4 protein-coding genes are annotated in these 6,004 nt (G+C 46.7%); all 4 read right to left on the bottom strand.

Features of this window, described 5'->3' with window-relative positions; translation table 11 throughout:
* Positions 1 to 252: 252 nt before the first annotated feature.
* Positions 253 to 1,779: a hypothetical protein gene (locus HPY71_15470; protein ID NPV54890.1), complete on the bottom strand. Its 1,527-nt coding sequence runs from the start codon at positions 1,777 to 1,779 to the stop codon at positions 253 to 255.
* Positions 1,780 to 2,435: 656 nt separating this feature from the next.
* On the bottom strand, positions 2,436 to 3,890 hold the full coding sequence (locus tag HPY71_15465) for an FAD-dependent oxidoreductase (protein ID NPV54889.1): 1,455 nt from the start codon (positions 3,888 to 3,890) through the stop codon (positions 2,436 to 2,438).
* Positions 3,891 to 4,010: 120 nt separating this feature from the next.
* Positions 4,011 to 4,859, bottom strand: coding sequence for a carbohydrate ABC transporter permease (locus tag HPY71_15460; protein NPV54888.1), 849 nt, complete (start codon positions 4,857 to 4,859; stop codon positions 4,011 to 4,013).
* Positions 4,856 to 5,767: a sugar ABC transporter permease gene (locus HPY71_15455; GenBank protein ID NPV54887.1), complete on the bottom strand. Its 912-nt coding sequence runs from the start codon at positions 5,765 to 5,767 to the stop codon at positions 4,856 to 4,858. Before HPY71_15455 ends, HPY71_15460 begins: the two co-directional genes overlap by 4 nt.
* Positions 5,768 to 6,004 lie beyond the last annotated feature (237 nt).

The following is a 6,004-nucleotide window of genomic DNA, read 5'->3' as shown; positions in this document are numbered from 1 at the left end:
TACTTCTCGGGCTCGAGGCACCAACGAAAACCCGACCTCTCTTCGCCAGCCGCAGAAGAATCATTCGACATGAACCCCATTTTCATCCTTCTGATGGTGTCGCCCAAGGCGACATGAGGGTCTACTTTGCAAAATCCCCGTCCGAATGGAAGGATCCCATACTATTTCATGCCATCTTTAGCGATAGAACTCTCTTACCTATGGGTAACCGTGCCTTTTCACAACTATAGTCTACACATTAAGACCTGCCTATTAAGTATATTCTTCTACTGCCACAACTCGCGCAGGCGATGAGATTATCCCAACAATAGGTAAGGGTAACACTGCTATTTTGACTCTGGGTTTCTTAATTAACCACAAGTTACTCGCCATATTGACTATCAAAATGCCATGATCCCATAGAGCACGACGGTTTAGCCGCTGCGCGCCGGAATCGGGCGCTACCCGGTCAAGTGAAACCATATCGCTAATAACCATTCGAACCTTTTTGTCAATTAGCCATTCTGTCGAATCCGCTGAGAGACTAGGGCTCAAATGGCAAAAGCCTGGTAGGTTATAGTGCCAATCTATGAAGTCAGTACGTAGGATTACAATATCGCCTTCTTGGACGTGAGCACCTCTTTTCTTTAGGTCACAAGCTGTTACTACCCTTTCAGGTCCTACGTTGGTGAGATCGATAACCGCCGCCGTCCCATAGAGATCTCCAGGATCCAGGTCGATAGGGCTAAGCCTCTTTGACTGTGCCAACCCTGGCATTTCTAGGTGCGTCCCCAACCTGTCATTAAAGGTAACAAGCTCCCCCCAATCCAGCATCCCACCGGGGTAGCCGTAACCGAGTCCTGATAGGGTAAATTTAGTGATGCGCATCCGCTTTAAAACGCTCTCAATTTGACTAAATGGTTCAATCCGCTCAAAGGGTTCTACCGGGACTTCCCCGGGGAATGGGTATAGTCTATTCGATAAGTTGACCACTTTATGGCCGCTTTTACCCTCTTCAACAGCAAGAACCATTGCGGGGCCGCCGCTTATAAGCTCCGTTTTCAGCGGTAGACCGCAGAAGGCAAAGACACGTTCCGCGGATATAGCATCCAAATTGGCTACATCTTCAATCAAAACTACCCCATGATCATGCATGACCCTGTGGACCGGATAGGCGATCTCAGAAATATCCTTCCAAACCTGTGTCTGGACTTCTGGCGAGCGCGTATCCATAGCAAGTACCTTAATTTTCTTCTCTTCGGCTAGCCATTTCGCGGCCGCGACGGTAAGACCCGGGGATTTGCTATAGAACTCTTGGGAGTGTTTTTCACGAGCATCCTTCATTTTCAGGCCATAATCGGTCCTGATAAAGACAATATCTCTATCTCTCACATGGGCACCATATTTTTGCAAGTCCGCCACATCAATCGCTTGCCCGGGCTCTATATGGGACATATCGATGATAGCAGCATCCCCAACCAATTGACTAATAGATATCTGAGTAACATCACGTACTAGCCACTTCTTTTCTGGTGACAATCTACCAAACATAACCCTATCATCGAGCCAGAGCGTCTCGCCGTGAGTTCCCAAAGGATCAACGGTACAAGTAACCTCTGTATAAGGTTCTCCATCGTCGCCTAAATAGAAACCTTTTAAGTCCAAATATCCCATTAATTCACTTCGGTTATATGCCTCGCCAATCTGTTCGTGATGTGCATACTGTGGCGGCGCCTTATAAGGTTCCGGGTTAGGGAAGGATCGCGTAACCAATGATAAATCAATAATTCTCCGCAACATAAGGTAAGTCCCACCCCCATTATCGTATATCGCGCAGGGCTTTCTCGGCCGTTACCGGTGTAGTATATCTACCAAAAGAAATCTATCATGAATCCAAAGCGACAAGGTAACGGCTGCAGACATCAGCTACATCTCAATTAACAATATACTCTCATATAGCATAACCATAATCCAATTTACACGTCTTCGCCTTTTCATCGCGATTTCCATGGCATTCTTTATAAATAGATTAATAAGGGTGACATTGCTGAAAGGGCCACTACTAAATCCCTGAATTGCTTATCTAAACCATTCCATCTAATTGGGTTCAGTATGCTAAAAAAAATGAGAAGTCAATTTGTAACCTCAATCTTTCCAGAAGATGGCCGACCTTGAAGAATAATGCTATTTTAAGAGATTAGTACCCGAGAGCGTCGGCCTCCTCCAAATAGAGATCACAGCCTGACATTATCCAGCCAGCAACTATGAATCGCGCAGGTGCTGGCTATTGGCTATCTTGGGAAGACCGACTCTCTCGGTTCCTATCTACGTTTAGAATTCCCAGAGGTGTTGAGACTCGGATAGATGCCCGAGCCCGTTTCCTCTGGCTCTAGACGAACGTAGGGCGCGTAAATCGGATATAACAGCATAGTGACAATAATATAGTAAACACCGTTTCAATCCAGTTTTACACCATTACGTCGCAACACCGACTGCAAGGTGTCTATTGGAAGCTCGCGTGAGTTAATCCCCTTCGTGGCACAAAGTGCAGCTGCAGTGCCCGCTGCCTCCCCAGTAGCCATGCAAACAGGCTCCCCACGCACAGAGCCAAGAGCCATATGAGTCACAGAAATACATCTACCAGATACAAGTAAGTTATTGACCTTTTGAGGGACGAGACATTCAAATGGAATATCAAAGCCTTTGGGATCTTTAGGCTCTATCCATTTTTGTCCTCCTCGCTCCTCTTCCTTGCCCCCTCCCACTGGGCTATGCACATTCATAGCGCGTCCACAACGTGCTACCACGGTCGGGAACCGCCGGTTGTTAAGAACATCTTCTTCCGTCAGCATATAATCGCCCTTTATTCGTCGTGATTCCCGCGTTCCTATTAACGGGGCGGTCTGTAGGAGAAGACTATTTTCAAATCCAGGCATGTACTTCCTGACAAAGTTCATAATACCTGGGATTTGCACTCTCCTGACATACGCCTCTGCTTTGGATAACTCTAACGAATCAGTAATGTCTACCCCGTAGGCCATATCAATGAGGAGTTTGGTATAACCACGGGGAAGAGTACTAGTCGTGATGAAGAATATAGGGTTTGGATAGCCACGTGTAGCCCCAAGTGGTAGTGGATAGTCACCATTTTGGTATGCCTTGAAAATGAGCTCCCTAAATCCGCCTAGATCTATAGGTGCACCTTTAAGGTAGAGGCTTTCCCAACCTTCCGGAGTTCCTGTATGTAGTTCACTTGGGTGCTCTTTTAGATAGTCAATAGTCTTTTTCAAGTCTACGTGGGCCAATAACATGTATAAAGAAATCGGCATCGTCCTACCGTCTTCAGACCGTCCCATCTCAAAAGGAGCTCCGGACCATGCTGCAATATCACCATCAGCGGTCGCATCTACATACTGCTTCGCCTCGATTAGCTCCTCACCACTCTTACTCGCCACACGTACGGCTTTCACGTATCCCTGGTCAACTGTACAGCCAAACGCAAAAGCATTGAGCAAGAGGGTGACACCAGCCTCTTCCATTAAGTCGAACAATAGAGACGTCATCACCTCGGGGTCAAACTCCACACGCATGCTCGGTTCCTTTTTCTCGCAGTAGGCTCCGCCTCGCTCCACAAGACGATCCACTATTTCCTTTGGGATTCCCCCAAGGACCTGCTCTGTATCATAATTCACCGCTAGGTAGGCCCCGCTCCCTTTCCCCGTACTTCCCTTGTGAATACGATAGCCATGTAGGCCTGTGACCAATCCCGCAGTCATCTGCCCACCGAGAAAGCCCATCTTCTCCACCAGGAGTGTTTTCGCCCCATTACGGGCAGCCGCCAACGCCGCGCCAATACCAGCTGGACCTGAGCCGAATACTGCTACATCAGTCGTAATCGTCCTTTGAGGCATCCTGTAAATCCCCTTCCCTAAAGTATTAATCAGTCTATCAGCCTTAGATGGAATACAATAGAGCCGTTAGGATCGATGCAATTCTAGCCTTCCAAGCACCCCCCCACAAATATGTGAGTTTTATCCCTTGACTGCACCCATCGTCAACCCCTTAGCTATCCACCTATTACATAATGCAACGAACAATATTGGTGGAATTATGATAAGGGTTATGGCTGCAGACATTGGCCCCCAGTTTACCCCTTCCTCAGTAATAAATGACATTACCAGCATGGGGAGGGTGATGGCTTGCCGGTTTGTCAATGTTAACGCTAAGGCAAAATCATTCCAAGAAAGGAGGAAGGAGAAGAAGCTCGTCGCTACCAGGCCAGGGCCTAAAAGAGGAAATATGACTCGGATAAGCGATTGTACGCGTGAGCACCCATCAATCATGGCTGCCTCCTCCAGCTCAAATGGGAGCTCATCGATAAATCCACGCAGCATCCATGTAGTAAAAGGAATGTTAAGAGCCGTATAGGCTAAAATAAGACTGAGCTGGGTATCTAGTAGCCGAAGTTTATTCATGAGTAGGAACATTGGTACGATCGTCCCAATAGGTGGCAACATACGGACAGCTATTATAATGAAGGCAATTAGTCTCTTCCCTTTGAAACGAAATCGAGAGAGAGCGTACGAACCTAGGACTGCCACTATAATGGTTATGGCTGTCGAGCAAAGGGCTATGATAATGCTATTGCGCCCATTATGAAAGATATCAACCCCTAATGCTATGTGCCCTTGGAAGAACAACATCTTATAGGACTCGAGCGTCGGACGGAAGATAAAGGCTGGAGGAATGGTAAATGCCTTTATTGGAGGCTTAAATGACGTCAAGACCGTCCAAAGAATAGGAGCAATACTCAGCACGGAGGCTATGCATAAGATGGCATAAATCACAACGCTCCGAGATATTCTCTGCTTCGAAGTCATTCCTCAAGCCCCCTATACATTCGTGTAGTAAAGCTGATCGTTAGGATGATCGTGAAAAACAAGAGTATATAAGAAATAGCCGATGACCGACCGATCTCCCAGGTGATACGGAAGCTTTCGTAAAGATAGACGCCAAGTACCATTCCGGCATTTGCAGGCCCGCCGGAACGGAAAAGTGAATAGACAATATCAAAGGTTCGAAGGGCGAACATCATACGGAATAGAAACACGACTATAATTAATGGTCGTAAATAGGGAATCGTTATATGGATTAGACTCTGCCATGTGTTTGCTCCATCAACTACAGCCGCCTCATAGGGTTCCTTGGGAAGACTCTGCAGGCCAGCAAACATCGTAAGTATAACAAAAGGGGTAGACTCCCATATGTGAACCATAATTATCGTCCACATCGTTACAGAAGGATCAGAAAGCCAGCCTACCTTCCCCAATCCCAAGATTTCAAGGAAGTAATTCACAAGCCCCCACTCACTGCTAAGGAGCATCTTCCACATTAGACCTATGATCGATGGAGTGATCATCATTGGAAGGGTTAGCATGGCTAAGAAAATGCTTCGGCCTTTGATCTCTTGACTTAAGAGGTAAGCTAGAAAGAAACCCACGGCAAATTGGGCGGGCACGCTCACGCCAACCAAAATAAGCGAATTGCGAACAGCATTTACGAAGGCTGGATCCTTTAAGACATCTATGAAGTTGCCAAACCCGCGCCAAATAGGATGAGTCATTAAAAGAGGACTCCATCTATAGAAGCTGAGGATAAGGGACCATAGCCATGGATACGCTAGTATACCACTTAGGACTATAAATGTTGGTGCTAACCATAGATAGGGGATGGCCATCTTCAAATACTGTTTTCTCGAGGTCGGCATATATCTTGCCGATATAGACATTAAAAATCACCTCGTCAGGCTGCCCTGAAAATTAACATGGCTAGTGAGCAAAAAACACCAACATCCTACCTACCGACCCTGGCATCAGATTTCCCATACTATGCCAGAGTTGGTATATAGTGAACTGGCTAGCATTAAACAGAGTTCAATACCCAGATATCTATGCAACCTCAAGGGTAACCTTGTACCCCAGGTCTTCTAATTGCTTGATGGCCTTCCTGGCTATAGCTTGTTGCC

This window comes from Bacillota bacterium, assembly GCA_013178125.1.
Taxonomy (GTDB): domain Bacteria; phylum Bacillota; class SHA-98; order Ch115; family JABLXJ01; genus JABLXL01.
Note: the sequence above shows the minus strand (reverse complement) of the source record. Positions and strands in the feature narration are given on the sequence as shown.

Bases quoted from the DNA above. Each gene is read 5' to 3' on its own strand.
- HPY71_15470 (NPV54890.1), bottom strand. From the start codon at position 1,779: ATGTTGCGGAGAATTATTGATTTATCATTGGTTACGCGATCCTTCCCT.
- HPY71_15465 (NPV54889.1), bottom strand. From the start codon at position 3,890: ATGCCTCAAAGGACGATTACGACTGATGTAGCAGTATTCGGCTCAGGT.
- HPY71_15460 (NPV54888.1), bottom strand. From the start codon at position 4,859: ATGACTTCGAAGCAGAGAATATCTCGGAGCGTTGTGATTTATGCCATC.
- HPY71_15455 (NPV54887.1), bottom strand. From the start codon at position 5,767: ATGTCTATATCGGCAAGATATATGCCGACCTCGAGAAAACAGTATTTG.